The sequence below is a fragment of the Bacillus sp. FSL R7-0646 genome (assembly GCF_037969865.1).
In the GTDB taxonomy this organism is placed as follows: Bacteria; Bacillota; Bacilli; order Bacillales; family Bacillaceae; genus Bacillus; species Bacillus licheniformis.
The window spans coordinates 3,054,053-3,077,558 of the sequence record NZ_CP150217.1; the positions used below are offsets into that span (position 1 = coordinate 3,054,053).

Genomic DNA, 23,506 nt, shown 5'->3' on the forward strand with positions numbered 1-23,506 from the left:
TTTATGATTGCGTCATCCATTTCGGCTTTCCGAAACCGGCGAATTCCCGATCGATCGTCTCCTCGAAAGCTTTGGATTTTACCGCTTCTTTGAGATCTTTGGCGAATGGCTTGTCTTTGTTTTTTTCATCCACTACCACTTGGTTGCGGTAGCGGTCGGGCATGTTCTCAAGCGCTAGGGCGTCCTGCAGCTTCATATTGGCGGAGAGAGCGAAATTTCCCGGGACGGCCGCGATATCCAGGTCATCGACAGCTCTTGGAAGATTGGCGGATTCAAGCTGTTTAAATGTCAGCTTTTTCGGATTTTCCGCAATGTCCTGCACAGAGGCTTTCAATGTGTCGACATCGCTTTTCAGCCGAATCAGCCCCTGATCCTGAAGGGTTAAAAATGCCCTGGCAGCATTGGCCGGATCGTTTGGAACAGCCACTTCCGCTCCGCTTTTGACATCGTTCAAGTCGTTATATTTGGCAGAATAGAGCCCCATCGGAGCAGTCGGCACAGAAATGAGAGCCGCAAGATTTTTATTGTTTTCTTGATTGTATGATTTCATAAAAACCTCATGCTGAAACAAATTCGCGTCGAGCTCGCCTTCACTTAACGCAGTATTCGGCTGTACATAATCGGTGAATTCGATCACCTCCACTTTGTAGCCTTTTTTCTCAAGCTCAGGTTGAATCGCTTTTTTGACCATATCGTAATACGGTCCTGCAGTGGCGCCTATTTTGATCGTTTTGCCGTCGCTTGCGGCATTGTTTCCGCACGCGGCCAGAAGCGCCAGGCTCAAGGCCAGTCCCAGCGCAGAAGTCCATTTTAATAACTTGTTCATGTTGATCTCCTCCTTCAAAATAAAAAAACTCTTTCAGCCGCCTGAAAGAGTTGTTCAACTTATCTTTCAGAATGCGCCTGACATTCTGCTGGATTTAGCACCTTGCACTGCTGCAGGTTGCTGAGATTTCACCGGGCCAGTCCCTCCATCTCTCTTTATAAGCTGCATATTCGGTTTTTAAATGATTTCTTTATTTTACGTTTGAATATTTAGATTTGCAAGAAGTTTTTTCGGTATAAACATTTTTTTCTTTTTAAGCTAAAATATAGTTATCAATTAAGAAAGGAGACGAATCATGGAATCTATCATGCTGATCGGGTTTTTATCCTTCCTTTTTTCCATCTGCTATCTTGTATTTCATTTAATCAGAAGGATTTTTTCTCCAGGCAAAAGGTTTTCCAGGAAACTCTTTTATCCTTGTTTTGCCGGCGGACTTCTCCTCCTGATCATCTCTGCACCTTATTACGATGAGGAAACATATGCCGCCGATGAGAAAAAAACGGAGGATCTGACAACCGAGCTTCAGGAACTGAAAACTGAACACAGCGCTTTGCAAAAGGAGCAAACCGCATTAAAGCAGCAGGTCAAACAGGCAAACAAAAAACTGAAGGCAGTCAAAGCGGAGAATGACACATTAAAAAAAGAAAACGAAAAACTGACAAAAGAAAAAGATTCGCTTACGAAAAAAACAAAATCGCTGACAGAAAAACTGGCCAAGGCTGAAGAAAAAAGCGGCAGTGCCGAAACCTCTGTAAAAGAAAAGAGCGCCGCCGCTCAGGCCGAAGCGTCACACAGCACGCCCGCCGCCAAGAAAAGCAGCGCTGAAAGCAAACAGGAGTGCAAAATCAAAGGAAGCGTCAACCATATTTATCATACACCGGGCAGTACATATTATGACCGCACGAAAAACGTCGCTCGCTGGTTCTGCACAGAACAGGAGGCGCGTGATGCGGGGTACAGACCGCCAAAACGTTAAAAAGCCGGCATACCGCCGGCTTTTTTCCTAAAGCTCTCTTCTTAATGCTGTCAGCACGTTCGTTCTTGTCGCTTTAATGGCCGGATTCAGGCCGGAAAGAATGGCGACACCCGCACTGATCAATGTCGCGATGAGGACAAGACTGACCGGAATATGCGAGAAGGTGATACTGAGCTCTGCCGCACTCGCTTCTCCTTCTGAAACCGATGATAAAATGACAGGTATAATCTTGTTCACTAAAAAGCTGACACCGTATGAAATGATAATACCTAAAACAGATCCTAAGATGCCGATATAGGCGCTTTCCAGCAGGAACATTTTTCGGATCACATTCGGGCTTGCACCGATCGCTTTCATAATGCCGATTTCCTGCGTCCGCTCTGTAACCGCCATTGTCATCGTGTTGAAAATCCCGATCGCTGAAATCAAGACGGCAATGACTCCGACAAAGATCAGACCGATTTTAAAAGCCATGAAAAAAAGATTGATGCTATCGAGCTTTTTCGTTATTGAATCGACGTAGTAGCCTTCATCCTCCAAATCTGTTGTCAGCTGTCCGACATGTTCAAAGTTATCCGCGTAAACCGAAAGCGTTTTTTCGATCATGCCGCTGTCTTTTTCCGACTTCAGAAAGCCGGTGATGTCTTTTTGCATGCCGTTGCTGACATAGACTGTTGAATCGCTCGCCCATTCATACGAAGGTTTTTTTGTCACTCCGACAACTTTCAGATCATATGTTTTCGCTTCCCCTTCTTCTCCTGTTTTTTCATCCATTTTTGAGATCTTTAATTCAATCGTTTTGCCGAGAATATCTTCTTCGTATCCTTTCGGCTCTTTTGCTTCCTCAGCATTATTTTCCATCTGCTTTTCATAATCTGCGGCTTCCTTTTTCGTCCAGAGGTTCTTCCCGAAATGGTAGCCGACGACAATTTCATTCGGTGTTTTCGCTACGCGGCCGCGATCGAGTTTGATATTGGCTTTTTGCTCAGCGGCCATGTCGGTAATTGTAATATTCGACATTTGATTATTGGTCCTGTTGCCCAATTTTGCTTCAGCAGGTGCGAACACGTTTGTGCGCTCGATAATCGCGGACACATCTTTGCGGTTTTCAAATTCTTTCAGGTCTTTCTTTTGAACCTTTTGATCGCTTTGCCCTTCTTTTCCGACAACATTTATCTCGGTTACGATCTGCTCTTTCATCAGCTGTTCAGTCATTGATTTTTGCAGTCCGAATCCGACCGATGCGAGCACGATTAAAAACGCGCAGGCCACCGTTGTTGCGAGAATGGTCATGAATACACGCAGGCGGTTTTTCCTCATATTTCTTCTAATGAACTTCAACTGGTCCTTAAACTTCAACAGTCTCTTCCCCTTTCTCTAACACGCCGTCAGATAAATGAAATTTCGTATTGGCGATCGATGCCACCTCGTCATCGTGCGTGATGATGACAAATGTAATGCCGCGTTCCCTGTTCAGCTGCCGAATGAATTCAAGGATTTCCTGCTCTGTTTCGGAATCCAGGCTTCCGGTCGGCTCGTCGGCTAAAATGATTGAAGGATTCAAAATCAAAGCGCGGGCGATGCTGACGCGCTGCTGCTGTCCGCCTGAAAGCTCATTCGGATAGTGGCCGGCGTGGTTTTCAAGGCCGACGCGGTGGAGCATCTCGTTGACGCGCTGCTTCCGCTCCGACGGATGAACACCTTTTAAAGTCAGGGGAAGTTCGATATTTTCGAAAGTCGTCAAGCTCGGAATCAGCTGAAAACTTTGAAAGATGAAGCCGAAATGTTCAAGCCTGAATGCGGCCCATTCTTTCTCGCTGTACTTCGTGACATCCGTGCCGTCAATCATGATCTTCCCTTTTGTCGGGGCGATGTAGCCGGAAATCAAGTTCAGCAGTGTCGACTTTCCGGAGCCGCTCCGTCCGACAATACAGGCGATTTCTCCTTTTTCAACGGTAAGCGAGACGTCCTTTAACACCTTAATTTCATTTTCCCTTCCCTTTTTGCCGACTTTAAACGAGTGGTGAATATGCTTTACACTGATCATTTGTAAATCTCCTCTCCATTAATGATTACAGCTGTTTTATTTTTTTGAAAATCAAGAAGTAACTGATTAAAAATCCGACTGCCGAACCGATCAACATACCGAATATATAGCTGAACAGACTCGAAGCAGCGGCTGTGCCGAATCCCCAGATGCCGAATAAAATCACGAGAATCTGGATCGGACGATCCATTTTTCTCCAAAGGAAAAAATGTCCGTTCCGTTCAAGCTGCTGTTTGATAAAGCAGAAATAGCCGATTATATAAAACAAGATCCCCATGGCGAGCGGAATAAGCGTAAAGGCCAGGCTGCCGTCTTGAATGCCGAAACTGTTGAGGTATATGATCGGCGTTATATAATCTAGTAGTTCTGTTTCACCATAAAAGAAAGCAGGGTCATGCCCAAAGAAACCCAGGATGATTCGTAAGTTGGCCAGCGGAAGGCCGATCAGCAAATACGGCAGAATCGACGCTGAAAAAGCAACGATCATCTGGGCCAGCGGATTGCCGGTCATCGCGCCCGCCGCCATGACAAGCGAGTAGACCATAAAGCAGAAGATAACCGCCCCGATAAAATACTCATGGAAAAAGACAACGTCAACGTTATACAAAATAATCAAAGCGTAAGATAACAAGTAAGATAATAGCTGGGCTGTTATAAGAATTGAAATGCCGAAGAAATATTTAGTATTGAAAATGACGCCGCGCTTGTAAGGGAGGCCGAGTGTAAAGTCAAGCGTTCCTCTGCTCCGTTCAAACCCGATCTGGCTGATCGCAAGCGCGACTCCGCCAACCCAGAACATTCTCATGGCCCCGCTTACCCCATAATCTTTATATAAAACGCACTCTATATCGGGAAATTTTTTCTGTTCTGCAAGGCATCCCTGGTACTGGAAATAATCATTCAAAATCGCAAGCGGTTCACTCAGCAACACCGCTGCAAAAACAACTAAAAAAATCCAGAAATGCTGTTTCCATTCTTTATATAAAAGTCCGCGGTCTACCATCTTCGCTTACCTCCATACTTCGCGATGAATACTTCCTCAAGACTGACCGGAAGCTCGTTCCAAACTTTCGGAGACAAACTTTTAAGAAATTGTTTGCTCACATTGTCTTCTTTCGGAACCAATACCGTATAAAAGACGCCGGTGTGGTCCAAAACAGGGATTTCCCTTTCCCTGATTTTTAAATTGACATCTTCTTCAAATGCCATTTGAATTTTAATAAAATCGCCTTTCAGTTCATCAAGATCCATGATGTTCGACAATGTATTGTCTTCGAGAAAACCGATTCGGTTGCACATTCTTTCAATGTCCTCAAGCCGGTGAGATGTGATGAGAATCGTCGTGTTGTTTTCAGCCACTTCATCGACCATCAGCTGAAGAACGTCTTGTCTTGTGACGGCATCAATGCCGTCTGTCGGCTCATCAAGCAGGATGACCGCCGGCCGGATCGCAAATGACAGGATCAGCGACATTTGCTTTTTCAATCCTGTAGACAATTCCCTGTACTTTTTTGTTTCGGGAATATCGTATCGGTTCATTAATTCATTTGCATATGTAACATCAAAGTCCGGATAAATGTTACGCAAAATATTGACGAGCTGTTTGTAATTGTATTTTTCGAAATAGGTGTTTTGAACGGGCATATAGACGATGTTGCGCTTGACGAGCGGATGATCCTTCACCTTGACGCTGCCGAAAAAGATATCTCCCTCATCAGGCAGCAGGATTTGCTGAATCAGGCGAAGAAGCGTCGTTTTTCCTGAGCCGTTTCTTCCGAGAAGTCCGAAAATCTCTCCTTCCTCCAGCTTAAAGGAGATGTCTTTAAGTATTTGTTTTCCGTCAATCGTTTTTGAAACAGATTTGAGCTCAATCATTCACTTCGCCTCCTCTCACTTCTTCGTCGATTTCCGCCATCCACTCCTGCAGCTTTTTGGTGTCGATCCCCGCGTAATGCGCATCGATGATCAGCTGCTTTAACTGCTCTTTAATCATCGCAATCTTCCCTTCATCAAGCGTAACTTTCGCGTTTTCTGAAATATACGTTCCTCTTCCCCTCAACGTTTCAATAATCCCTTCCCGTTCAAGTTCTTTATAGGCTTTGCTGACCGTATTCGGGTTTGCAATGATAATGGTTGCAAGCTCTCTGACAGAAGGAAGTTTATCTCCAGGCTTGATTATCCCTTTTAAGCACAGCTCTTTCATCTGCTGGATGATCTGCTCATAGATTGGGGTTGAGCTTCTCGGATCGATTTGAATCATCTATCTCCCTTCTTTCTCGTTCAATCTCAGCGTTATTCACTTTTAAAAAAACACATATCCCAAATTTTCTTGAATCATAAAGCCCAGCTTCGCAAGTACAAACAAGAACGAACAGGCAATGATAAACGCCACGACAACCATTGGCGTTACTTTTTTATGTTTATCACTCATGAGTATTGCTCCTTTACATGTGTGTGTTAACTGTATTACTCGATGTAGTACACTTAATACAATATAGACATCGTCCTTTTTTGTCAATCGCTTTTTTCAAAAAAATGAACCCTTTCAAAAAGGGTTCATCTTTCATACGATCTCTGCAGAATCATATTGTTTTGAAGGGTTTGCAGCTGGAGCCTTTTGCGGTGAATTTCCTCCCTTTGCTGCTCATTGGCAAACAGCGAAAGCTTGTTTAATTCATTGACCGCGTTTTCAAGCATCAGCTGCGCATCGCTGTACTCTGTCTCATTGTAATGTTCCTGCCTGCTTGCAGTTTCAAATTGAGATAAAGCATAATCATAAGCATCTTCGCTTCTTTGGATGTGCTCTCCGACGGATTGTCTTGTAGCCAAAGAAAACCCCTCCTTAATGGAAAAATCCATCGTGATTAGTTTGGCCATCACAGCTGTGATCATTGAAGAAAATAATTGGGAATCGGTTTGTTCTTATCTTGTTTATTTGCTACAATTTTAGGATGCGTGATACTAAAAGGAGGTCCTTTTGTTTGCATCAGAACAACCCTTTTCCATATACGAACAGTGAAAAACGATATCATACATGGAATTATCATTTAAGAAATCATTTCGGTCATAAAGTGTTTAAAGTCGCCCTTGACGGAGGCTTTGACTGCCCGAACCGCGACGGTACGGTCGCACACGGCGGATGCACATTTTGCAGCGCCGCAGGGAGCGGAGACTTTGCGGGAAACCGCGCCGACGATCTGATTACCCAATTTAATGAAGTGCGCGACAGAATGCATGAAAAATGGAAAGACGGCAAATACATGGCGTACTTTCAAGCATTTACGAATACGCACGCTCCCGTCAGCGTTCTTCGCGAAAAATACGAGACCGTCCTCGGCCTTGACGGCGTAGTCGGCCTTTCAATCGCTACCCGGCCGGATTGTCTACCTGACGATGTTGTCGAATATCTTGCCGAGCTTAATGAACGCACATACCTCTGGGTGGAGCTCGGCCTTCAGACCGTTCATGAACGGACGGCTGATTTGATCAACCGCGCCCATGATTTCGACTGCTACGTGGAAGGCGTGAACAAGCTGAGGAAACACGGCATCCGGGTCTGCTCCCACATCATTAACGGACTGCCTCTCGAAGACCGCAGCATGATGATGGAAACCGCAAAAGCCGTCGCCGATTTGGACGTGCAGGGGATTAAAATCCATCTGCTCCACCTGTTAAAAGGGACACCAATGGTGAAGCAGTATGAAAAAGGAAAATTAACGTTCCTTTCTCAAGATGAATATGTCCAGCTTGTTTGCGATCAGCTTGAAATTCTTCCGCCGGAAATGATCATTCACCGGATTACGGGTGACGGACCGATCGAATTGATGGTCGGACCGATGTGGAGCGTCAATAAATGGGAAGTCTTAAACGCCATCAACGGGGAATTGGAAAGGCGCGGCAGCCATCAGGGGAAATGGTTCAACAAGGCGAAAGAAGGCATGGCCACATGAAGCTCAAGAAAATCCTCCCGTATGCGAAAGAACTGCTGAAAACAGCCGCAGGCGAAGGAGACATCGTCATTGATGCGACAATGGGAAACGGACATGATACTCACTTTTTAGCTGAACTTGTCGGTGAAAGCGGGCATGTCTATGCCTTTGACATTCAAGAAGCAGCTCTTATGAATACTGCCGAAAGACTTGGAAACGAGTATAAAGACCGGGTGACATTGATTCAAAAAAGCCATGATGAGCTCACCACTTCGCTTCCTGACGACATCTCAGGCAAGGTGGCAGCAGCCGTGTTTAACCTCGGATATCTTCCGGGAGGCGACAAATCGGTGACGACAAAAAGCGATTCGACCATCGCCAGCATCAAGCAGCTTCTCAAAATCCTGAAAAATGAGGGGCTGATCGTGCTTGTCGTCTACCATGGCCATCCCGAAGGAAAGCGGGAAAAAGACGCCCTGCTCGAATTTTGTGCATCGCTCGACCAGGATACGGCCCGTGTCCTCTGTTACCAATATTTAAACCAGCGAAACGATCCGCCGTTTATCATTGCGATCGAAAAGAAAGAAGCGGTCCAAAAGTGACAGCCTGAAATCCTCCGTTTGGAGGATTTTTTTCATTCAAACATAATGTAAGCGATATCAAAATAAAATATGAACACTTTAGATTTCGGAATTTTCTAAAAAACACCAAATAATGGAGGTGGTTTCACTCTTTGTCGCGAAATTATTGAAAACTCATGGAAAATACGGAGGGATTTCGCTTTGAAAAAATTTATCGCTTATCAAATTTTGATCGCACTCGCCATTGGAGCAGTTATCGGACATTTCTTCCCTGATTTCGGAATGGCGCTGCGCCCCGTCGGAGACGGATTTATCCGTCTGATTAAAATGATCGTCGTTCCAATCGTTTTTTCTACAATTGTCATCGGAGCGGCCGGAAGCGGAAGCATGAAAAAAATGGGCAGCCTCGGCATCAAGACGATTATTTGGTTTGAAGTGATTACGACGTTCGTGCTCGGACTCGGGCTGCTTTTGGCTAATGTGTTAAAGCCCGGCGTCGGCCTTGACCTTTCCCATTTGGCCAAAAAGGATATCGACGAACTCTCGGGCTACACGGAAAAAGTGGTCGATATTAAACAAATGATCCTCGATATCATTCCTACCAACATCGTTGACGTCATGGCCAGAAATGATTTGCTCGCCGTGATCTTCTTTGCGATATTGTTCGGCGTTGCAGCTGCCGGGATCGGCAAAGCCTCGGAACCTGTCATGAAGTTTTTTGAATCTGTTGCCAACATCATGTTCAAGCTGACGCAGATGGTGATGGTCACAGCGCCTATCGGCGTGCTTGCTCTTATGGCCGCATCCGTCGGGCAATACGGCATCGAGCTCCTGCTTCCTATGTTAAAATTAGTCGGCACTGTTTTTCTCGGACTGTTTCTCGTTCTTTTTGTTTTATTTCCGATCGTCGGTCTTGTTTTTAAAATTAAATACTTCGAAGTCCTGAAAATGATTTGGGATTTGTTTCTGATCGCGTTCTCCACGACGAGCACAGAAACAGTCTTGCCGCAGCTGATGGACCGCATGGAGAAATACGGCTGCCCAAAACGGGTCGTTTCCTTCGTGGTTCCTTCAGGCTTATCTCTGAATTGCGACGGCTCCAGCCTATATTTATCGGTCGCCTGTATCTTTTTGGCGCAGGCTTTCAATATAGACATGAGCATTTCCCAGCAATTGCTCATGATGCTCGTGCTAGTGATGACAAGCAAAGGGATCGCCGCCGTGCCATCTGGCTCGCTCGTCGTCCTTCTGGCTACCGCCAACGCAGTCGGCCTTCCCGCTGAAGGAGTCGCGATTATCGCGGGAGTGGACCGCGTGATGGACATGGCGCGAACAGGCGTGAACGTGCCGGGTCATGCTGTCGCCTGCATCGTTGTTTCTAAATGGGAAAAAAGCTTCCGGTATAATAAGCGCTTTGTGCTTGAAAAACAATACCGGACGGAAAGCTTATAAACGGCAAAAGCTCAAGCCGATAAACGGTTTGAGCTTTTCTTTACGAGCTTTTCATCCACGGCATTTTTTGAATTTTGCGGTATGCCCTGCCGTTAATATAGAAAAAGAAAGATGTTTTGCCGCTCGCTTTAATCAGCTTTTTCGCAAGCCGGCCGATTTCCTTCTGGCCCGCTACTTTGTCATCCGACAAATAAACGCCTAACAGTCCTCTGTTGATCAAACGGTGAAAGTTTTCGTGCGGAATCCCGCGCAAATGTTCATCCGCCATTTCGATGAAATATTCGAGCCTTTCCATCATATCTGAATGTGATGGGTAATAAGTGCAGAAATTCAAATCCCCGCCGATTAAATCTTCCTCCTGGTCAATTAAATAATCGAGCAGGATGTGCAGTCCCTGTATGTACGGAAAATAGCTGTCGCGGATCTTTCCGGCCATCGATTCAGTAAAATCGGGACGGACGGAATACGATACGAGGCAGAAGATGCCGAGCGTTGAACCCGCACAGGCCGAGAACTCATACCATTCCATTTTCGGCAGAGCCGATTTATAATTCTCAAACCACGCTTCGAGCCGGGGAACACGCTCATGCTCCACTACGTGTTTATGAACTTGCAGGTCGCAATAGTAGCTGCAAAGCTCAATCAGATGCTCCTTGATCAGATCATAGTTCTCAATTTCCGCAAGCACGCCTTGACATGTTTTCACTAAGTCGTGCAAATAGCCTTGATCATCCTGATCTTCCCTGAACCTGTAATAGTTTTTCAATTCAGCCCCGACTGTCAGCGCGTCTTTCATCGACTGGTGAAGCATGGTGAAATCATCCGGATCAAGCGAGGTGCTCCGGTCGCATAGATTGTCGAGGTAGTCGCTTATCGTCTGATACGCCGTAATAAACCGGATCGACTGCTCGATTTTGTCTCCTGAAAGAAGGGCCATAATGCCGCCGCCTTCACAGTGAAAGGTTTTATCCCTGATGCTGGCTTTCGCCTGCGTTTTCAGTTCGGGATTTTGAATCGTTTCAGCTTTTCGTTTCCACTTGTCCAATTCCTGATGAACAAGGGGAAAAACCTCTCTGTATACTTTAGCCATTAATCCAAAAGGATGCTCCGGTACTGCCAAAGAATGCACCTCCATTATGTTATATACTGCTCCGCAAACGCTCTGGCCGCTTTAAAAACGTCTTCCCGTTCAGGCTCATTGAAAATTTCGTGGTACAAGCCATCCCATTCCCTGTACGTCTTATTGTGGGAAGCAAGCTGGTTAAACCACTTGACGACCATTTTTTTGTCGACAAGCCAGTCGGTGCCCGCCTGCATGACAAAGAGCGGGATGTTGAGAAAGGCGTCCGTCGGCTCCATCGCGCTTTTCAACGCTTTTAACATTTCTTGATACCATCTGACAGAAACTTTTGTGATATATAATGAATCGTTGATGTCCATTTCGATGACTTCTTTGTTTCTCGTCGCTTTATCAGGCGTGATCCCGGATTCAAACCGCATAGACGGCGCCAAAACGTTGAGCCCCTTGGAAATCAAGTCCAGAAATTTGTTCGGCTTTAATTGCAGCCCGAGACAAGGGGATGATAAAATGAGACCGGCAATGCCGCTTTGCTGCTGCTTAAACCATTCGATCGCAATCAGGCCGCCCATGCTGTGCCCGAGCATAAACACAGGCAGTTCAAATGCTTTCGCCCTGGCGACCCATTTGTCCACTTCATCAATATATTCTTGAAAAGAGCGTATATGTCCTCTTTCTCTTGTCGAAGTTCCCTGGCCGGGCAAATCCCCCATTACGACATTAAAGCCGGATGAACGCCACATTTCGGACAGCCATTTATACCGCCCGTGATGCTCACATGCACCGTGAATGATGACGATTGTAGCAACAGGTCTTTCCGCTTCCATGCACCACATGCTGACCACCTCACACAATTTTATAAATGAAAGGATGAAACCTATGATCTACCCTTATAAAAAAACGGAACCCGTTATTCATGAAACGGCGTTTATCGCCGACAACGCGGTCATCACCGGTGATGTAACAATCGGAGAGCGATCAAGCATTTGGTTCTCTTCTGTTATCCGCGGCGATGTCGCCCCGGTCAGAATTGGAAAAGGTGTGAACATTCAAGACCTTTCCTGTCTGCACCAAAGCCCTGAACGCCCTCTCGTGATTGAAGACGGTGTGACGGTAGGCCATCAGGTTACATTGCACAGCTCCGTGATTCGAAAGCATGCCCTTATCGGAATGGGGTCGATTATTCTTGACGAAGCGGAGATCGGGGAAGGCGCTTTTATCGGGGCGGGCAGCCTTGTCCCGCCTGGCAAAAAGATCCCGTCCGGGCACCTCGCATTCGGCAGGCCCGCCAAAGTCATCCGTCCGTTAACCGACAAAGATAAACAGGAAATAGAAAGAATACGCAAAGAATATATTGAAAAAGGACAATACTACAAATCCTTGCAAAAAAAGATTAGCTTTGCTACAACTTTACCATTTTTCCACCGATAATTTAAGCAAAAACCTTTTCGGCCGCACGCGTCTGCGGCTTTTTTCTTTTTCCGAAATCTTTACAAATACTTATCATTTGCTAAACATTCATTTTTTACAATAAAAAATGAAGCAGCCATACATGTAAAGGGGGTTAGGACATTTGAATAAACTGATGGTTGGCATTTACAACTTTGAATGCCGGATTTTCCTCGGTATGAACAGATTATTTCATCAAAAAACACTCAACCGTTATTTTCGTTCCTCAACTCATTTGGGAGGGGCTATGTGCACGATTTCTGCCTGCCTGTCTCTCTTGCTGTTCGGCTCGGGAAGTGTTCGTACAGCGGGGATGGCCAGCGCCCTTGCACTTTTGGTCAGCCACCTTCAAGTCATGCTGATCAAAAAGCTGTATCCGAGAAAGCGGCCGTATTTAACGCTAAAGGAAACTCAGGTTTTGCAAAATCCGCTCAAGGATCATTCTTTTCCATCCGGACATACGACAGCTGTATTTTCTGTTATTACACCGTTAATGATATTCTTTCCGATACTCGCGCTTTTATTAATACCGGTTGGCGTCAGTGTGGGGCTCTCCAGGATTTATCTCGGTCTTCATTATCCATCGGATGTTCTGGCAGGCACAGCCCTCGGGATTTCAGTCGGAACCTTGTCGGCGATGATCTTCTAAGCCGGCCGTTTCTTCCAAAGCGTCACTGATTTTTCACACACAAACAGGAGGGGAAACGATGAAAATTGCGATATTTACGGACACGTTCACACCAGATGTGAACGGCTGCGCCAGAACGCTGAAAAGGTATACGGATTATCTTGAAAAAAACGGGATGCCCTATAAAGTATTTGCGCCGGAAAGCACGCATGAAACACAATTTTCGAGCCGCATCCGCCGTTTTACGAGCATGCCGTTCTTCTTATACCCCGAGTGCAGAATCGCTCTTCCTAATCTCATCAAAATGAAATCAGAACTCCGCGAATTCCATCCCGATCTCATTCACATCGCGACTCCTTTTAATATCGGCCTGGCGGGGCTCAAGCTTGCGAAGAAATGGAACATCCCCGTCGTAGGCTCTTACCATACCGATTTTGACCAGTACCTTTCATATTATGATCTTCAAATGTTTTCCAAACTCTTATGGAAATATATGCTCTGGTTTCATAAAGATTTTCGAAAAGTTTTTGTGCCTTCGCGCGAAACATTTATGCAGCTTAAAGCCAAACAATTCAGGAACCTCTCCATCTGGAAGCGCGGCGTGGACTGCTCGCAGTTCAGTCCGGCGCATCAAACCGAACACATCCGCAGGCGATACGGCATAAAGGAAACCTATATCCTCAGCTATGTCGGAAGGCTTGCACCTGAAAAAGACTTGGAGACGCTGCTCAAGATCGCAAGTCACCCCGCTTTGAAAGATGACGTCCACTGGCTGATCGCCGGAGACGGCCCGTTAAAAAAAGAGCTTGAGAAGCGAGCTCCCCTCAACATGACTTTTGCCGGCTATGTCAAAGGAGAAGAGCTGGCAAGCATCTATGCGAGCTCAGATTTGTTCGTCTTTCCTTCTCCGACGGAAACCTTCGGAAATTCCGCCCTTGAAGCGCTCGCCTGTGGGACGCCTGTTATCGGGGCAGACTCCGGCGGCCTGAAAGATTTTATACAGAACGGAAGAAACGGTTTTCTTTCCGAACCTAGAAATCCGGAAGCATTCACCGCAAATATATTGCGCGTCCTCTCCAACCCATCGTTAAAAAAACGGATGGCATACGAAGCGAGAAGCTATGCCCTTACCCAGTCGTGGGACGTGATCTTTGACAATCTCCTCTCCGAATGTGAAAGCGTGCTTGCAGATTTATCAGCAGAAAAAACGGCATAAAAAAAGAAGGTTTCCGGTTAATCGAAAACCTTCTTTTTTTGGCTTAAACAATAATGACCTCTTTTGGCTGATGGTTCAGCTCTTCCGGTACAAAGCGTTTTTCAACGAAAATGCTGTGCCAGATCATAAAGATGAGAACCGTCCAGATTTTGCGGCTGTTATCCGCTTTGTTGGCGCAGTGGTCTTCAAGAAGCTGAAGCACGTAATCTTTATGGATATATGCATCTGTCTCGCTCTCTTTAATGATGTTCACGGCCCAGTCATGCATTTCGTTTTTCAGCCAGTGGCGGATCGGCACAGGGAACCCTAGTTTTTTGCGGTTTAGCACGTGTTCTGGAACGATGCCTTCCGCCGCTTTTCTAAGAAGATATTTTGTCGTGCCGTTTTTCGTTTTCAGCTCTTCGGGAATTTTGGAAGCCGCTTCAAATACGACTTTGTCCAAAAACGGAACGCGAAGCTCCAGCGAATTGGCCATCGTCATTTTGTCGGCCTTCAGCAAAATATCGCCGCGCAGCCATGTGTGGATATCGACATACTGCATTTTATTGATTTCGCTGTAGGACCTGCTTTCTTCAAAATATGGCTTTGTCACGTCACAGTAAGACAGGTTGCTGTCATATTGGCGAAGAAGTTTTGATTTCATGCCTTCTTCAAAAATCTTTGCATTGCCGATATATCTATCTTCAAGAGGAGTACAGCCCCTCATTAAAAAGCTTTTCCCTTTCATTCCTTCCGGCATCGCTGAAGCTACGCGCAGAAGCATCTTTTTCAGCGGGGACGGGATCCGCTCAAACGGCTTTAATGAAAGCGGCTCTCGGTAAATATTGTAACCGCCGAACAGCTCATCTGCCCCTTCTCCTGACAAAACAACCGTAACTTGCTTCTTCGCTTCCTTCGCGACAAAATACAAAGGAATCGCAGCAGGGTCTGCCAGAGGATCATCCAGATGCCAGACGATCTTTGGAAGCTCGTTCATATATTCCTCAGGGGAAATGATCGCGCTGAAGTTTTCCACGCCGACCTTATCAGCGGTTTCTTTCGCAACGTCAACTTCGCTGAAGCCTTCATGTTCAAAGCCGACAGAGAACGTCTTTAAGTTGGGATGGAATTGCTTCGCCACTGACACGATAAAGGACGAGTCAATGCCCCCGGAAAGGAAGGAACCTACAGGCACATCGCTTCGCATATGAACTTTTACAGAATCAAAGATCGCGTCTCTTACTTCCTGAACAAGCTTGTCTTCTTCTGTCTGAACCGGCTTGAATTGAACTTTCCAGTATGTTTTAAATTGAATATCCTCACCCGGGCGGACGGTAAACTGATGGCCCGACTCTACTTTTTGCACCTTTTTGTCCAGCGTCTCAGGCTCCGGAACGAATTGGAACGATGTATACTGCTGAAGCGCTTTTTCATTCAATTCCAAGTCAGCATCGACAGCCATCAGGCTCTTTCTTTCTGACGCAAAATAAACGTGGCCGTCCGTTTTCGTAAAATAGAGCGGCTTAATGCCGAACGGATCGCGCGCTCCGTATAGAAGCTGCTCTTTTTTATCCCAGATTAAAAAAGCAAACATACCGCGCAGCTTTGAAGCGGCTTCCTGTTTGTAGTGGCGGTAAGTCGCAAGCAAAACTTCCGTATCTGAATCGGTTTTGAACTCGTATCCTTTAGAAAGAAGTTCGTCTTTCAGTTCTATATAGTTATAGATTTCTCCATTAAAAATAATCCAATAGGAGTCGTCTTCATAAGACAGAGGCTGTCCTCCATTTTCCACATCGATGATGCTGAGCCTTCTAAATCCGAAGCCTACATGCTCATCATGATAGTACCCATCATCGTCCGGACCGCGGTGTACAATCATTTCATTCATTTGTTTAATCAGTTCTTCCTGTGCTGCTGTCTCGGATGATGGGCGATGATTGAATACCCCTACAAATCCACACATAGTATTGCCTCCGATTTTTTAAATTTCGTGCAGAAATCAAAGTCTGCTTCTTGATTAGACAAGTGTTTAAAGAAAAACGTTTCAAGAAACTTGAAAAATGTTCATATTAAAATATTTGTATCTGGCAATATCACATCAATATTAAATCTGGATATTTTTCAAGTTTCAACATCCGCCCGCATTTTGCCATCGAAAAACAAAGCCGCTTATTAAAGCGGCTATGCGGTTGTTATTCTCCTAATGCATCTTTCTTCAGCTGATCTGCTTTGTCTGTGCGCTCCCAAGGCAGATCGAGATCGAGGCGGCCGAAATGTCCGTAAGCTGCCGTTTGTTTGTAAATCGGACGGCGAAGATCGAGCATTTTAATAATGCCGGCAGGTCTTAGATCAAAGTTTTTGCGAACCACTTCGATCAATGTTTCTTCACTCGCTTTGCCTGTACCGAATGTATCGATTGAAATGGACACCGGCTGAGCGACACCGATCGCGTAGGCAAGCTGTACTTCACAGGAATCAGCAAGGCCTGCGGCGACGATATTTTTCGCTACATATCTCGCTGCATAAGCTGCAGATCTGTCAACCTTTGTCGCATCCTTGCCGGAAAACGCTCCGCCTCCGTGACGGGCATAGCCGCCATAGGTGTCAACGATGATTTTGCGCCCTGTTAAACCGGCATCCCCCTGCGGTCCGCCGATAACAAAACGGCCCGTAGGATTAATGAAGTATTTCGTGTTTTCATCGATCAGCTCTTTTGGAACTACCGGATTGATGACGTGCTCTTTCAGATTGCGCTGGATTTGTTCAAGCGAAATCTCAGGATGATGCTGAGTCGAAATGACGATTGTATCGATGCGAATCGGCTTGTTGTTCTCATCATACTCAACGGTTACCTGTGTCTTTCCGTCCGGACGCAGATACGGCAGAATTTCCTCTTTGCGGACTTCTGTCAAACGGCGAGACAATTTATGGGCAAGCGAAATCGGCAGCGGCATAAGTTCCTTTGTTTCGTTGCAGGCAAAACCGAACATTAAACCTTGGTCTCCGGCTCCGATCGCTTCAATTTCAGCGTCGCTCATTGCTCCTTCACGCGCTTCAAGCGCCTGGTCGACTCCCATTGCAATGTCTGGAGACTGTTCATCTATAGACGTTAAGACCGCGCAAGTTTCGGCATCAAAACCGTATTTTGCACGTGTGTAGCCAATTTCTTTAATCGTTTCGCGGACTGTTTTCGGAATATCGACGTATGTGGACGTCGTGATTTCACCGCTTACCAGCACCAATCCGGTTGTCACAGATGTTTCACAGGCAACGCGGGCATTCGGATCTTTCTTTAAAATTTCGTCTAATATACTATCCGAAATCTGGTCGCAAATTTTGTCCGGATGTCCCTCCGTAACTGACTCTGATGTAAATAACCGACGGTTTTTGCTCATTTATGTTTCCTCCTGTATATGAAGATCAGCCGTGATCTTAAGTATGATACGGAACTCGTCCCTCTTGATTATATGACGATACTCGGGCTTCATACGCTCTCGTTTTGAAACAATTTCCATTATGCTATTCTTGACGAGATTCTGAGTCGAAATTCCCCTTAGCAGAATTTTTCCTGACTGGTTGCCCGGCTAGACCTTTCACGTCCTGTGAAAAACGCCCAGTACCTTCCTCCTGCTTGATACTCGGCTAAAACCTTTCACGTCCTGTGAAAAACGCCCAGTACCTTCCTCCTGAAGGCAGTTTTTTTAGCAATTTTTGGATCTCGATTTATGCAATAAAAAAACCTTTTCCTATTCGGTGAGGAAAGGGTCTGGTATTGCGTGCCTTTCACTCTTATCGCTCAAGGTATTGAACACCTTGCATCAGGTTAGCACCGTAGTTGTCTCAGAAACTGTTTTTTTCCATTAATAAGAGAAACCGGTTGCTGGGTTTCATTGGGCCTGTCCCTCCACCAGCTCGGGATAAGAGTATCCGCTCAATGAAATATCTTATCTTAAAATGGCTTGTTATGTCAATATCGGCCGAAATAAATTTGAACTTGTCCTACGAGAAAAAACCCGAACGAAAAATGAAGAAACGGTATAGACTATAAGAGTAAATGTGTTATACTAATTCTACATTAATGTTATACACATTAAAAAACACGCAAAGGAAGGTTTTTTATGAATTCTGTAGATTTAACAACTGACTTACAAACGCTATTAACGGGCGAAAACGTTCAGATGAACTTATCCGTTCCCCATTTGGTTGAAAAGATCCTTGAGCGCAAAGAAGGAGTCTTGACATCTTCCGGAGCCGTGCGGGCAACAACCGGTACATACACCGGCCGCTCGCCAAAAGACAAATTCATTGTGGAAGAAGCGAGCACAAAGGACAAAATCGATTGGGGCGCAGTAAACCAGCCGATTTCAGAAGCCGCCTTTGACCGGCTGTACGCAAAAGTGCTCGGCTATTTAAAGGAACGCGATGAATTGTATGTATTTGAAGGGTTTGCAGGAGCAGACGAAAAATACCGGCTTCCGATTACTGTTGTCAACGAGTTCGCCTGGCACAACCTGTTTGCAAGACAGTTGTTCATCAGACCTGAAGAACATGATAAAAAACCTGAAGAACAGCCGTTTACGATTCTTTCAGCTCCGCATTTCAAAGCCGATCCGCTCGTTGACGGAACCAGATCTGAAACGTTTATCATCGTGTCGTTTGAGAAGCGGACGATCTTAATCGGAGGCACCGAATATGCCGGAGAGATGAAAAAATCGATTTTTTCTATTATGAATTTTCTTCTGCCTGAACAAAACATTCTACCGATGCACTGTTCGGCAAACATTGGCGAGGAAGGCGGAACTGCTCTCTTCTTCGGATTGTCAGGTACAGGCAAAACGACGCTTTCCGCCGATCCGAAGCGGAAGCTGATCGGCGACGACGAACACGGCTGGTCCAGCACAGGCGTTTTCAACATTGAAGGAGGCTGCTACGCCAAATGCATTAACTTAAGCGAAGAAAAAGAACCGCAGATTTACAATGCGATCCGCTTCGGTTCCGTTCTCGAAAATGTCGTGGTTGACAGCAAAACCGGAGAGCCGGACTATTCCGACTCATTCTACACGGAAAACACGAGAGCGGCTTACCCGATTGACGCGATTGACAACATCGTCAAGCCGAGCATCGCAGCGCACCCGCAGACCATCGTATTTTTGACCGCAGATGCTTTCGGCGTGCTTCCTCCGATCAGCAAGTTAACGAAAGAACAAGCCATGTATCATTTCCTGAGCGGATATACAAGCAAGCTCGCCGGCACCGAACGCGGGATCACCACTCCTGAAGCCACATTCTCGACCTGCTTCGGTTCACCGTTCCTCCCGCTTCCGGCACATGTGTACGCTGAAATGCTCGGAAGAAAAATCGATGAGCACGGGGTCGGCGTCTTTCTCGTCAATACAGGCTGGACCGGCGGCGGATACGGAACCGGGGAAAGAATGAGCCTCGCATATACGAGAGCGATGGTTCAGGCCGCAATAGAAGGAGAACTGGATAAAGCCGAAATGAGGACTGACCGCATTTTCGGACTTCATTCACCTGTCCACGTTCCGGGTGTGCCTGATCAAGTGCTTGACCCGGCCAAAACTTGGACAGATGAAAACGAATACGAGGAAAAAGCGATCCACCTGGCGAAAGCATTCAAACAGAATTTCAAAAAGTTCTCCAATACGGAAAACATCGAAAAAGCCGGAGGACCGCTCGTTTAACTCAGCCTGCTTGCATCAGCGCAGATCTTCTGCGCTGATCCAGTTTATCGAAAACCTCTTCGCCTATCAGCGGCCGATGCCATTTCCTGGGCAATGATCAAGATGACAGTCAAGCACCGCCTCAGATAAAACGATTCCAATTTGCAAGTATTATTATTTGAAAATACAGACTTTTTTTATTTTTAACAAAAGAAATCTTTCATATGTTAATATTATAAAAACATTTGTATATTTCAGGAGGACACATCTATGAAATTTGGATTACTGCCAAGGATCATTACGGCAATTGTTCTTGGTGTTATCGTCGGAAGCTTTGCTCCGCTTTGGTTCGTCAAAACGGCAGCTACTTTCAATGATATTTTTGGAAGCTTCATTAAATTTGTCATTCCTTTTATTATTATCGCTTTTATTATTCCCGGCATCGGACAAATCGGCAGCGGCGCCGGAAAAATCCTCGGCATTACGGCAGGTATCGCCTACACGTCAACCATTTTTGCAGGCCTCCTGGCGTACCTTGTCGGTTCAAACCTTCTTCCCGCGATCATTTCCGGCCATCAGCTGCAGGAGTTTAAAAATCCGGAAGAAGTACTGCAAGCAGGATTTTTCACCATTGAAATGACGCCGTTTATGAGCGTGATGAGCGCACTGATTTTTGCTTTCATCATGGGGATCGGCATCGCTTATCTGCCCGGAAAAACATTAAAAAACGCGTTTGATGAATTTCAAACGATCGTTGAAAAGCTGATATCATATATTATTATTCCGTTACTGCCTGTTCATATTTTCGGTATTTTCACCAATATGACGTTCGGCGGTCAGGTGCAGACGATTCTATCCGTATTTGCGAAAGTTTTCGTGATGATTATCGTGCTTCACCTTGTCATACTCTTGATTCAGTACTCCGTTGCGGGTGCTGCAAACGGCAGAAATCCGCTGTCGCTGTTGAAAATCGTAGCACCGGCATACTTCACCGCGCTCGGCACACAATCGTCAGCGGCAACGATTCCCGTTACGCTGAGACAAGTCAGAAAAACGGGGGCAAGCCAAAAAGTGGCTGACTTCGCCGTTCCGCTCCTGGCCAACATTCATTTGTCAGGAAGCACAATTACACTGACAAGCTGTGCAATGGGCGTGATGATTCTAAACGGTCAAACGCCGACTTTTTCGGTCATGATGCCGTTCATTTTAATGCTTGGCGTCACAATGGTCGCAGCGCCCGGTGCACCAGGCGGTGCCGTCATGGCCGCTGCCGGATTGTTGCAGTCGATGCTCGGCTTTAATGAAACTAGCGTATCGTTGATGATCGCTCTTTACCTTGCCCAGGACAGCTTGGGCACAGCAACGAACGTAACAGGAGACGGCGCTCTCACCATGCTGATTCACAGGCTGACTTCCAAAAAAGGAATCGGAAAAGAGGAAAATGTGCCTGCATAATACAGAAAAGCCAAGGACGCTATCCGCGCCTTGGCTTTTTTTAATTCGTGGAATTTAATGATACGAGCCTGTATGTTAAATGAGTCCGTCCGTCTGACCATTCAAGGCGCTCCGCCTTCGCGGTGCCGGTAATGTCGCCCCGCTTGGTCTTTCTGACTTCAAGCGGCACATGAAGAGGGTAAACCCGATAACCTTCTTTCTCGAGTGTAAACACATTTTCCTCAACCCGCGTTTCTTTTCCTTTTGTCACAATCATCGTGTTAAATTCAACTGGCATTCCCACCTAAAGTCCCCCTCCTTTTCTCTTTTACTTTAGTTTACCATAACTTGTCCAAGGACGGCTTTTCATCCATTGGGATAATTCTCTAACAATCCGCCTGTTTTCGCGCGGAGGAAAATAGTGGGTATATTGGCTGAAATACCACGTATCCACAGACTTGTTCCTTCGCAGAAGTTCACGCTCAAGACGCCGCGCATGCTCGATGGAGACATTTTCATCGTTTGCTCCGTGGATCAAAAGCACGGGCGCTTCAATCTTCTCCAGCTCGTCAAAAGGCTTCCTCCATTCATACGCTTCGGGAACCTTTTCAGGCGTCCCGCCGATGACCCGCTTCATCATCCGCCGCAAATCTTTTCGTTCGCGATAGGTCATGACCATGTCGCTGACACCGCCCCAAGACACAAACGAAGCGGCCGCTGCTTTCATTTCGATTGCCGTTAAGATGCCCATGATTCCGCCGCGGGAAAAGCCAAAAATGTGAACGCGTCCGTCCTTTACCAGTTCGTGCTTCTGAAGAAGACGAAAAGCGGCAAAAGCATCTTCCCGGTCATTACCTGCAAAATCCTCATCGCCTTCTCCTCCTTGATTGCCCCTGTAAAACGGAGCAAGAACGACAAAGCCCTGTGAAGCGAACTGGACGATTCGGCCCGGTCTGACCATCCCGACGTTTTTAATTCCGCCGCGCAAATACAAAAACCCGTCATAATTTCCGGGAGCGGCCGGTTCGGCCAAAAGCCCCTTAACCTTGAGTCCTTGTGAAAGGTATGTGACGGAAAACAGACGCACCTCTTTGTTCGGCGATGGAAACCTTCTTTTTTCTATCCACATTCGTCACGTCACCTCTTTTAATCCGCAGCTGTCCCTCACACCTGTTTAGTATATAACATAAACTATTTTATGCCGAAAATAACCGAAATCAAAGGAGGGAAATCGGTTTGAAGCGTTTCTTTTTTACCATATTATCCTTCATCATGATGCTGTTTATCCTCGCTTCATGCGGCGGACAAAAGACCGAAAAGATCCGTCTGGCGGAAGTGACCCGTTCCGTTTTCTATACGCCTTTATATATCGCCTTATCTGAAGGTTTTTTTAAAGAAGAAGGCCTTGATGTTGAACTGAAAACGACCTGGGGCGGAGATAAAACGATGACTGCCCTTCTGTCAAACGGCGCCGATATTGCGCTTGTCGGCTCGGAAACGTCAATATACGTAAATGCCCAGGGCGCAAGCGATCCGGTGATTAATTTTGCACAGCTTACCCAGACGGACGGAACCTTCCTCGTCTCCAGGAACGATTCGGGGCATTTCAGCTGGGATGATTTGAAAGACAAAACGTTCCTTGGCCAGCGCAAAGGCGGAATGCCGCAGATGGCAGGCGAATTTGTCCTCAAACAGAAAGGCATCGATCCTAAAAAGGATGTGGATCTGATCCAAACGATTGATTTCGCGAATATCGCAAACAGCTTTGCATCTGGTACAGGTGATTATGTTCAATTATTTGAACCCCAGGCATCCATTTTTGAAAGAGAAGGCATCGGCCGCATTGTCGCCTCCTTCGGAAAAGAATCGGGCCGAATCCCATATACAACTTTTATGGCCAAACAAAGCTATTTAACGAAAAACAAAGAAGCGGTCGAAAAGTTCACCCGCGCGGTTTACAAAGCGCAACAGTGGGTTGAGACGCACTCTGCAAAAGAAGCAGCCGAAAGCATTCAAGATTATTTTAAAGATACCGAGCTTTCAATCATTGCATCTTCAATCGAACGGTATAAACAACAACAGTCTTTTGCTCTTGATCCTGTTTTGGATGAAAAAGAATGGAACCAGCTTCAAACCATCATGGATGAAGCCGGCGAGCTGCCGAAGCGCACCCCTCATCAAAAGCTGGTCAATACAAAGATCGCCGAAAAGGTCACAAAAAATTACTAGG

24 protein-coding genes and 2 riboswitches are annotated in these 23,506 nt (G+C 46.1%); of the genes, 10 read left to right on the forward strand and 14 right to left on the reverse strand.

Features of this window, described 5'->3' with window-relative positions; all coding sequences use genetic code 11:
• Position 1: 1 nt before the first annotated feature.
• Positions 2–826 carry a MetQ/NlpA family ABC transporter substrate-binding protein gene (locus MKY62_RS15835; RefSeq protein ID WP_003184554.1) on the reverse strand — a complete coding sequence of 275 codons (825 nt, stop codon included), beginning with the start codon at positions 824–826 and terminating at the stop codon, positions 2–4.
• A gap of 56 nt (positions 827–882) precedes the next feature.
• Positions 883–990: riboswitch (SAM riboswitch) on the reverse strand.
• Positions 991–1,121: 131 nt separating this feature from the next.
• Between MKY62_RS15835 and MKY62_RS15840 the strand changes: the two genes are divergently transcribed.
• Positions 1,122–1,802: a hypothetical protein gene (locus MKY62_RS15840; RefSeq protein WP_003184556.1), complete on the forward strand. Its 681-nt coding sequence runs from the start codon at positions 1,122–1,124 to the stop codon at positions 1,800–1,802.
• Positions 1,803–1,829: 27 nt separating this feature from the next.
• Here MKY62_RS15840 and MKY62_RS15845 read toward each other — a convergent pair whose 3' ends face one another.
• The 7 genes from MKY62_RS15845 to MKY62_RS15875 form a co-directional block, all read right to left on the reverse strand.
• A complete protein-coding gene (locus MKY62_RS15845) occupies positions 1,830–3,161 on the reverse strand; it encodes an ABC transporter permease (protein ID WP_003184558.1) in 1,332 nt (443 codons plus the stop codon).
• Positions 3,151–3,849 carry an ABC transporter ATP-binding protein gene (locus tag MKY62_RS15850; protein ID WP_003184560.1) on the reverse strand — a complete coding sequence of 233 codons (699 nt, stop codon included), beginning with the start codon at positions 3,847–3,849 and terminating at the stop codon, positions 3,151–3,153. Before MKY62_RS15850 ends, MKY62_RS15845 begins: the two co-directional genes overlap by 11 nt.
• Before the next feature lie 25 nt (positions 3,850–3,874).
• The gene (locus MKY62_RS15855; protein ID WP_003184561.1) at positions 3,875–4,852 is read right to left on the reverse strand and encodes a permease; all 978 of its coding nucleotides are present in this window, start codon (positions 4,850–4,852) and stop codon (positions 3,875–3,877) included.
• Positions 4,846–5,724: an ABC transporter ATP-binding protein gene (locus MKY62_RS15860; protein WP_003184563.1), complete on the reverse strand. Its 879-nt coding sequence runs from the start codon at positions 5,722–5,724 to the stop codon at positions 4,846–4,848. The genes MKY62_RS15855 and MKY62_RS15860 overlap by 7 nt, the downstream gene beginning before the upstream one ends.
• Positions 5,717–6,109 (reverse strand): GntR family transcriptional regulator, encoded by a 393-nt coding sequence (locus MKY62_RS15865; RefSeq protein ID WP_003184565.1) that lies wholly within the window; start codon positions 6,107–6,109, stop codon positions 5,717–5,719. Before MKY62_RS15865 ends, MKY62_RS15860 begins: the two co-directional genes overlap by 8 nt.
• Before the next feature lie 42 nt (positions 6,110–6,151).
• A complete protein-coding gene (locus MKY62_RS15870) occupies positions 6,152–6,280 on the reverse strand; it encodes a hypothetical protein (protein ID WP_016885611.1) in 129 nt (42 codons plus the stop codon).
• A gap of 125 nt (positions 6,281–6,405) precedes the next feature.
• Positions 6,406–6,678: a YtzC family protein gene (locus MKY62_RS15875; RefSeq protein WP_003184568.1), complete on the reverse strand. Its 273-nt coding sequence runs from the start codon at positions 6,676–6,678 to the stop codon at positions 6,406–6,408.
• A 152-nt stretch (positions 6,679–6,830) separates the two neighbouring features.
• Between MKY62_RS15875 and MKY62_RS15880 the strand changes: the two genes are divergently transcribed.
• From MKY62_RS15880 to gltP, 3 genes are all read left to right on the forward strand, one after another.
• Entirely contained in the window at positions 6,831–7,799 is a 969-nt protein-coding gene (locus MKY62_RS15880) for a TIGR01212 family radical SAM protein (protein WP_339613789.1), read from the forward strand.
• Positions 7,796–8,380, forward strand: coding sequence for a class I SAM-dependent methyltransferase (locus tag MKY62_RS15885; RefSeq protein WP_003184571.1), 585 nt, complete (start codon positions 7,796–7,798; stop codon positions 8,378–8,380). Before MKY62_RS15880 ends, MKY62_RS15885 begins: the two co-directional genes overlap by 4 nt.
• Positions 8,381–8,560: 180 nt before the next feature.
• A complete protein-coding gene (gene gltP, locus MKY62_RS15890; RefSeq protein ID WP_003184573.1) occupies positions 8,561–9,811 on the forward strand; it encodes a glutamate-aspartate/proton symporter GltP in 1,251 nt (416 codons plus the stop codon).
• 40 nt (positions 9,812–9,851) lie between these two features.
• Here the strand turns inward: gltP and MKY62_RS15895 are convergent, their stop codons facing one another.
• Both MKY62_RS15895 and MKY62_RS15900 read right to left on the reverse strand, forming a co-directional pair.
• Positions 9,852–10,931 carry a tetraprenyl-beta-curcumene synthase family protein gene (locus MKY62_RS15895; protein WP_003184575.1) on the reverse strand — a complete coding sequence of 360 codons (1,080 nt, stop codon included), beginning with the start codon at positions 10,929–10,931 and terminating at the stop codon, positions 9,852–9,854.
• A gap of 14 nt (positions 10,932–10,945) precedes the next feature.
• A complete protein-coding gene (locus MKY62_RS15900; RefSeq protein WP_021837661.1) occupies positions 10,946–11,725 on the reverse strand; it encodes an alpha/beta hydrolase in 780 nt (259 codons plus the stop codon).
• 43 nt (positions 11,726–11,768) lie between these two features.
• Here MKY62_RS15900 and MKY62_RS15905 point away from each other — a divergent pair, with 43 nt between their 5' ends.
• The 3 genes from MKY62_RS15905 (at position 11,769) to MKY62_RS15915 (ending at position 14,182) form a co-directional block, all read left to right on the forward strand.
• Positions 11,769–12,320: a gamma carbonic anhydrase family protein gene (locus MKY62_RS15905; protein ID WP_003184578.1), complete on the forward strand. Its 552-nt coding sequence runs from the start codon at positions 11,769–11,771 to the stop codon at positions 12,318–12,320.
• Between the two features lie 142 nt (positions 12,321–12,462).
• Positions 12,463–12,987, forward strand: coding sequence for a phosphatase PAP2 family protein (locus MKY62_RS15910; protein ID WP_003184580.1), 525 nt, complete (start codon positions 12,463–12,465; stop codon positions 12,985–12,987).
• Positions 12,988–13,045: 58 nt separating this feature from the next.
• Positions 13,046–14,182, forward strand: coding sequence for a glycosyltransferase family 1 protein (locus MKY62_RS15915; protein WP_003184583.1), 1,137 nt, complete (start codon positions 13,046–13,048; stop codon positions 14,180–14,182).
• A 43-nt stretch (positions 14,183–14,225) separates the two neighbouring features.
• Here the strand turns inward: MKY62_RS15915 and asnB are convergent, their stop codons facing one another.
• Positions 14,226–16,124, reverse strand: a complete 1,899-nt coding sequence (gene asnB, locus MKY62_RS15920) for an asparagine synthase (glutamine-hydrolyzing) (protein ID WP_003184584.1) — start codon at positions 16,122–16,124, stop codon at positions 14,226–14,228.
• A gap of 229 nt (positions 16,125–16,353) precedes the next feature.
• Positions 16,354–17,556 carry a methionine adenosyltransferase gene (gene metK / locus MKY62_RS15925; protein ID WP_003184586.1) on the reverse strand — a complete coding sequence of 401 codons (1,203 nt, stop codon included), beginning with the start codon at positions 17,554–17,556 and terminating at the stop codon, positions 16,354–16,356.
• 391 nt (positions 17,557–17,947) lie between these two features.
• Positions 17,948–18,085: riboswitch (SAM riboswitch) on the reverse strand.
• A gap of 194 nt (positions 18,086–18,279) precedes the next feature.
• Here metK and pckA point away from each other — a divergent pair.
• Both pckA and MKY62_RS15935 read left to right on the forward strand, forming a co-directional pair.
• Positions 18,280–19,863, forward strand: coding sequence for a phosphoenolpyruvate carboxykinase (ATP) (gene pckA, locus MKY62_RS15930; protein WP_003184588.1), 1,584 nt, complete (start codon positions 18,280–18,282; stop codon positions 19,861–19,863).
• 249 nt (positions 19,864–20,112) lie between these two features.
• Positions 20,113–21,297 carry a dicarboxylate/amino acid:cation symporter gene (locus tag MKY62_RS15935; protein WP_003184590.1) on the forward strand — a complete coding sequence of 395 codons (1,185 nt, stop codon included), beginning with the start codon at positions 20,113–20,115 and terminating at the stop codon, positions 21,295–21,297.
• Positions 21,298–21,337: 40 nt separating this feature from the next.
• Here the strand turns inward: MKY62_RS15935 and MKY62_RS15940 are convergent, their stop codons facing one another.
• Both MKY62_RS15940 and MKY62_RS15945 read right to left on the reverse strand, forming a co-directional pair.
• A complete protein-coding gene (locus tag MKY62_RS15940; RefSeq protein ID WP_003184592.1) occupies positions 21,338–21,580 on the reverse strand; it encodes a DUF2584 domain-containing protein in 243 nt (80 codons plus the stop codon).
• Positions 21,581–21,604: 24 nt separating this feature from the next.
• On the reverse strand, positions 21,605–22,405 hold the full coding sequence (locus MKY62_RS15945; RefSeq protein WP_003184595.1) for a prolyl oligopeptidase family serine peptidase: 801 nt from the start codon (positions 22,403–22,405) through the stop codon (positions 21,605–21,607).
• Positions 22,406–22,548: 143 nt separating this feature from the next.
• Between MKY62_RS15945 and MKY62_RS15950 the strand changes: the two genes are divergently transcribed.
• On the forward strand, positions 22,549–23,505 hold the full coding sequence (locus MKY62_RS15950) for an ABC transporter substrate-binding protein (RefSeq protein ID WP_223307122.1): 957 nt from the start codon (positions 22,549–22,551) through the stop codon (positions 23,503–23,505).
• Position 23,506: the final 1 nt, after the last annotated feature.

Coding starts and splice junctions, on each gene's coding strand:
- MKY62_RS15835 (WP_003184554.1), bottom strand. CDS start 826: ATGAACAAGTTATTAAAATGGACTTCTGCGCTGGGACTGGCCTTGAGC.
- MKY62_RS15840 (WP_003184556.1), top strand. CDS start 1,122: ATGGAATCTATCATGCTGATCGGGTTTTTATCCTTCCTTTTTTCCATC.
- MKY62_RS15850 (WP_003184560.1), bottom strand. CDS start 3,849: ATGATCAGTGTAAAGCATATTCACCACTCGTTTAAAGTCGGCAAAAAG.
- MKY62_RS15855 (WP_003184561.1), bottom strand. CDS start 4,852: ATGGTAGACCGCGGACTTTTATATAAAGAATGGAAACAGCATTTCTGG.
- MKY62_RS15860 (WP_003184563.1), bottom strand. CDS start 5,724: ATGATTGAGCTCAAATCTGTTTCAAAAACGATTGACGGAAAACAAATA.
- MKY62_RS15865 (WP_003184565.1), bottom strand. CDS start 6,109: ATGATTCAAATCGATCCGAGAAGCTCAACCCCAATCTATGAGCAGATC.
- MKY62_RS15870 (WP_016885611.1), bottom strand. CDS start 6,280: ATGAGTGATAAACATAAAAAAGTAACGCCAATGGTTGTCGTGGCGTTT.
- MKY62_RS15885 (WP_003184571.1), top strand. CDS start 7,796: ATGAAGCTCAAGAAAATCCTCCCGTATGCGAAAGAACTGCTGAAAACA.
- MKY62_RS15900 (WP_021837661.1), bottom strand. CDS start 11,725: ATGTGGTGCATGGAAGCGGAAAGACCTGTTGCTACAATCGTCATCATT.
- MKY62_RS15905 (WP_003184578.1), top strand. CDS start 11,769: ATGATCTACCCTTATAAAAAAACGGAACCCGTTATTCATGAAACGGCG.
- MKY62_RS15915 (WP_003184583.1), top strand. CDS start 13,046: ATGAAAATTGCGATATTTACGGACACGTTCACACCAGATGTGAACGGC.
- asnB (WP_003184584.1), bottom strand. CDS start 16,124: ATGTGTGGATTTGTAGGGGTATTCAATCATCGCCCATCATCCGAGACA.
- metK (WP_003184586.1), bottom strand. CDS start 17,556: ATGAGCAAAAACCGTCGGTTATTTACATCAGAGTCAGTTACGGAGGGA.
- pckA (WP_003184588.1), top strand. CDS start 18,280: ATGAATTCTGTAGATTTAACAACTGACTTACAAACGCTATTAACGGGC.
- MKY62_RS15935 (WP_003184590.1), top strand. CDS start 20,113: ATGAAATTTGGATTACTGCCAAGGATCATTACGGCAATTGTTCTTGGT.
- MKY62_RS15945 (WP_003184595.1), bottom strand. CDS start 22,405: ATGTGGATAGAAAAAAGAAGGTTTCCATCGCCGAACAAAGAGGTGCGT.
- MKY62_RS15950 (WP_223307122.1), top strand. CDS start 22,549: ATGATGCTGTTTATCCTCGCTTCATGCGGCGGACAAAAGACCGAAAAG.